Below are 5,173 nucleotides of genomic sequence, written 5' to 3'. Positions count from 1 at the left end.
GTCGACGCGGGTGCGCAACACGATGGTGTTGACGAACATGCCGACGAGATCGTCGAGCTCGGGTTCGCCACGGCCCGCGACCGGCGCGCCGACGGTGACATCCTCGGTACCGGCGACCCGCGCCAGCAGCACCGACAGCGCGGCGCGCACGACCATGAACAGCGAGGCATTGTGTTCGCGCGCCAGGGTTTCCAGCGCGGCGTGCACCTCGGCGGGCACCGCGAAGTCCTCTGCGGCACCGCGAGTTCCCGCCACCGGCGGACGCGGCCGGTCGGTGGGCAGCTCGAGCAGGGCCGGGGCACCGGCGAGCGCGGTGCGCCAGAACCCGAGCTGTTCGGCCAGCAGCGAGCCGGCATCGTCTGCCGCGCCGAGCATTTCCTGCTGCCAGAGCGTGTAGTCCGCGTACTGCACGGGCAACGGCGCCCAGCCGGGCGCCGCACCGGCGGCACGAGCGGCATAGGCGGTCATCAGGTCGCGCGTCAGCGGGCCGAGCGAGAAGCCGTCGGTGGCGATGTGGTGCACGACCACCGCCAGCACATGGTCGGTCGCGGAGAGCCGGAACACGGCCGCGCGCACGGGAACTCGACGGCACACGTCGAATCCGCCGAATGTCAGCCTGGCCAGTGCGCCCGGCAGATCGGCTTCCGCGATCGGGTCGACCACCACGTCGAGGCCGGCCTGCGCCACGGGCAGCACCTGCTGGAAACCCGCGCCCTCGTGCTCGGGGTACACCGTGCGCAGCACCTCGTGGCGCTCGAGCACGTCGTCGAGTGCGGTGGTGAGCGCGACGGTGTCGAGCGGGCCGGACAGCCGCAGCGCGACCGGGATGTTGTAGGCACTGGAGTCGGGATCCAGCCGCGCCATGAACCACATGCGCTGCTGGGCGAGCGACAGCGGGACGTGCGCACCACGTTCGCGCCGGGTCAGCGGTACCCGCGCCGACGCGGCACCGACCAGCGCGTCGAGGGCACCGGCCAGCTCGGCCACCGTGCCGTGCTCGAACACGGTGCGGGCCGGTACCCGCACCCCGACCGCGGCACCGAGCCGACCGGCCAGCTGGGTGGCGAGCAGCGAATTGCCGCCGAGAGCGAAGAAGTCGTCGCCGCGCCCGATCGGGTCGGCGCCGAGCAGTTCGGCGAAGACCGCGGCCACGGTGCGCTCGGTGTCACCGCGCGGCTCCTCGAACTCGCGGGCGGCGAGTTCCGGCGCGGGCAGTGCCCGGTGATCGAGCTTGCCGACCGGCGTCAACGGCACCTCGTCGAGCACCACGATCGCGGCGGGCACCGCGTGCTGGGGCAGGCGCCGCTCGGCCAGCCGGATGAGTGCCGTCGTGTCGATCGTGGCACCCGCGGCCGCGACGAGGTAGGAGACGAGCGCGCTCTCCCCGCTGGGCAGCGTCCGGATCAGCGTGGCGGCGAAGCGCACCGTGTCGTCGGCGGCGAACAGCGCGTCGATCTCGCCGAGTTCGATGCGGAAGCCACGCAGCTTCACCTGCGCGTCGGTGCGCCCGAGGAATTTCAGGCCGACGCCGCCGGGCACGGGAACCCACTGCACCAGATCACCGGTGCGGTAGAGCCTGCCGCGACCGAGCGGGTCGGCGACGAATCTGCTCGCGGTGAGCCCGGCGCGATCGTGGTAACCGCGGGCCAGACCTTCCCCCGTGAGGTAGAGCTCGCCGGGCACCCGATCCGGAACCGGGCGCAAGCGGGCGTCGAGGACCAGTGCCGTCATCCCGGGGATCGTGTCGCCCATGGTGATCACGTCGTCGGCGGTCAGCCGATCGCTCATCGCGCAGACGATGGTGGTCTCGGTCGGGCCGTACACATTGAAGAACGCGCGGCCGGGCGCCCACCGCGCGATCAACTCGGGCGGATAGGCCTCACCGCCGACGGCGAGCGCGGCCAGTTCCGGCAGCGCCGCCGGGTCGAGCCCGGCCAGGGCGGCGGGCGTGATGAAGGCGTGGGTCACCCGTTCGGCGCGCAGCAGTTCGGTCAGTTCGTCGCCACCGTAGACATCGGGCGGCGCGATGACCATCGTCGCGCTCGCGCCGATCGCCAGCAGCATCTCCAGCATGCTGGCGTCGAAGCTGGGCGAGGCGAAGTGCAGCGTGCGGGAGGCGGGGGTGATGCCGAAGCGGCGGACCTGTTCGGCGCACAGCCCGGCCAGACCGGTGTGGGTGACCGCGACCCCCTTGGGGACGCCGGTCGAGCCGGAGGTGTAGATGATGTAGGCGAGGTCGTCCGGGGAAAGCCTGCGGACGCGTTCGCCCGCGCTCACGGGTTCGTCCGACATCGCGGCGCATTCGACGCCGAACTCGTCGGAATCGAGGGCGAGCCACTGGATCCCGGCGTCGAGCCGGGCCGCGTCCGCCGCCGTGGCCAGCCCGAACGCGGCACCGGAGTCGGCGAGCATATGGGCCACCCGTTCGGCCGGGTAGCGGGGATCGACGGGCACGAAGGTGGCGCCGGACTTGGCGGCCGCCCAGACCGCGACCACGGACTCGATCGAGCGGGTCAGCGCGAGGACGAACCGGTCACCGGGGCCGAGGCCGCGGGCGATCAGCACCCTGGCCAGACGCGACGACCACTGGTCCAGTTCGGTGTAGGTGAGGGTCTGCCCGGCAAATCGCAACGCGGGCGCCTCGGGGGCACGCTCGACGGCGGCCAGCAGGAGGCGCGGCAACGTGGACGTCACGGGCGCGCGGCGGATTCGGCGCGCGGCGCGACGGCGTACGCCAGAAGCTTGCTCAGTCACCGGAAAGGCTTCCCTTCACCATGGATCACCCTTGCGATCGCACATCTCGACCATCGCCTGGACTCTCGGCTACACGGGGTATCGGAAAAATCCTGCGTGACGGTACCGCAAATATCTCATCAATTTCGGCGCAGTGGCAATTTGATCGTTTCAACGTACACACCGATGGGTATAGCCGACTGGCCAGTTTGTTACACAGCTCATACGCAGGTCATACGCAGGACGAAACATCTCCGAGCGGACACGAGCTTTTCACATTCCCACTATTTGTCGGCCCGTCGCCGACCTGCATGTCCGTGACGATTCCTCCGACACAGACGACAAAACCGGAGACCACGAACGCGGTCTCCGGCAGTCGACGATTCCGGCCGAGAATGGTTACCAGGCAGTAGCCCTCGCCGGTCGGCGAACCTCCCCCTGCTCCCCCATCGAGGGGTCCTGCACGCGGGTATTGCCCGCTTCGATCCACTGGGTGTCGGCCACCCCGTGGCGGGAACGGTCGGTGCCCCGCACCGCCGCCTCGCAGCGCCGGGCCAGATCCCGGCGATCCAGTCCGGGGTGTTCGAGCGGCTCGAGCACGATCTCGGCGATCATGCCCTTGCTGCGCAGCACTCTCTTCGCGGAATCGGCGAAGGTGTCGGTACCGACGAAACCGGGTACGGTGCACGGCATTCCGTCACTGTCCAGGTACCGCAGCCGCACCGGCTGGACCGGAGTGGTGGTGTCGACGGCGGCCTGGAACATGGCGGGCCGCATCGAACCGTAGGCCCGGCCGCACCAGGTGGTGCCCTCGGGGAAGACGACGATCCGGTTACCCGCGGACAGCCGGTCGGCCACCTGCCCGACCACGCCGGGCAGTTCACGCAGTCGCGCCCGCTCGATCGGGATGACGCGAGTGAGCTTGGCGAGTTTGCCCAGCAGCGGCCACTCGACCATGTCGGCACGGGCCACGAAGCTGACCGGCTGCACCGCGGCCAGCGCCACCACATCCGCCCAGCCGATGTGCCCGGCCACGATCATCACCGCGGTGCCGGTGTCGGCGAAACCCTCCGCCGAGGACTGCTCGGGAATCCGATTATCGATGATGCGTAATCGCATCCCGAGGCAACTCAGTGCCGCCCTGGCGTAACGGCGCTGCAACTGCTCGCGCCGCGACTTCGGGGTGGCCACGGTCAGTACCGGGAAGCTGAGGACCAGCCCGGCCATTCCGGCCAGCCGGGCGAACATCCTGGCGGTGCCGACCTCGTCGATCGGCTCGATGCAGCCGGACCCACAGGGGCTCGACGGCATCCACGAATGAGAGTGCGTTGCAAGCGGCGCGTCGAACACCATGGGTTTACTTCCCGTCGAAATTGGCGGCCGCGCTCTGCAGCCGCTCCAGGTACCGGGTGTTGATGGTTTCCATGCCGAGCAGCGCGACGAAGTCGGCGACGGCGAAATCGGGATCGTGGGCCGGTTCGCCGCAGATCTCGGCGCCGAGGCGCAGGTAACCGCGCAGCAGCGGCGGCATCTTGGGGCGGCTCGGCGGGGTCATCTGATCGAGGGAGAGTCCGTCGACGACGACCGGGTTGTACGGGTGCACCCGGCGCTCGGGGTCGCACGCGTGGCGGCCGAGCAGCTGGTCGCGCACGCCGCGCACGTTCACCCCGGCCGGATCGGTCGGGGAATCGCGCATCGGCACCGACACACAGCCCATCACCCAGTCGTATCCGGTGAGCTGGATGTAGTGCAGGATGCCCGCCCACATGAGGGTGAGCACCGAGCCGTTGCGGTGATCGGGCACCACGCAGGCCCGGCCCATCTCGACGATCCGGTGACCGGTGGGATCGAGCTGGGTCAGATCGAACTCGGTGGCGGTGTAGTAGCCGCCCGCCGCGTCGACCTTGTCCGGCGGCAGCATGCGGTAGCAGCCGACGAACTGTTCGGAGAACTCGTCCCGAACCAGCAGGTGGTCGCAGTGCTCGTCGAACTTGTCGGCGTCGAGGCCGGTGGCGTTCTCGGGCATCTGGAAACCGGGTTCGGAGGCGAACACCTGATAGCGCAGTCGCTGTGCGGCTTCCCGGTGCTCGGCATCAGACGCGACGACCAAGGAGTACCGAGATTTCCCCACCCCGGAGTCCGGCGCCGGGGCGGTCAACACGGACGAAATTGTCATACTGCTGATGAAGCCAGTCCGAGCTGGCATCGGAGCGACGCTCCAGTGTCGTGCCGATGCCCGTTCGGTGAACGAGATGGGCGTCACACCGGGCGTTTACCGACCCGCTGCCCATCGTTCGCCCACCTGCGGGTTTCTAGCCGAACACGACCGATTTCGGCGCTGGACCCGCTTCACGATCGGGTATTTCGAGCATTGCGAAAACGACAACGGCCCGCCGATTCCTCGGCGGACCGTCTCGCAGTGGGTCAGGCGTTCACTCGC

General features: G+C 69.5%; 3 protein-coding genes. All 3 read right to left on the bottom strand.

Going from position 1 to position 5,173, the window contains the following annotated elements:
* Positions 1–2,754: amino acid adenylation domain-containing protein (locus ACFWF3_RS23495; protein ID WP_379315290.1), on the bottom strand; the 2,754-nt coding region annotated here is incomplete at its 3' end.
* 378 nt (positions 2,755–3,132) lie between these two features.
* Positions 3,133–4,044: a lysophospholipid acyltransferase family protein gene (locus ACFWF3_RS23490; protein ID WP_379315289.1), complete on the bottom strand. Its 912-nt coding sequence runs from the start codon at positions 4,042–4,044 to the stop codon at positions 3,133–3,135.
* 46 nt (positions 4,045–4,090) lie between these two features.
* Complete coding sequence (locus ACFWF3_RS23485) at positions 4,091–4,909, bottom strand: GNAT family N-acetyltransferase (protein WP_378991558.1); 819 nt, start codon at positions 4,907–4,909, stop codon at positions 4,091–4,093.
* Positions 4,910–5,173 lie beyond the last annotated feature (264 nt).

Origin of the sequence: Nocardia sp. NPDC060220 (assembly GCF_042727815.1) — a bacterium.
Taxonomy (GTDB): Bacteria; Actinomycetota; Actinomycetes; order Mycobacteriales; family Mycobacteriaceae; genus Nocardia.
This window is presented reverse-complemented; position numbering and strand designations above follow the sequence as displayed.

Coding starts and splice junctions, on each gene's coding strand:
- ACFWF3_RS23490 (WP_379315289.1), bottom strand. CDS start 4,044: ATGCCGTCGAGCCCCTGTGGGTCCGGCTGCATCGAGCCGATCGACGAG.
- ACFWF3_RS23485 (WP_378991558.1), bottom strand. CDS start 4,909: ATGACAATTTCGTCCGTGTTGACCGCCCCGGCGCCGGACTCCGGGGTG.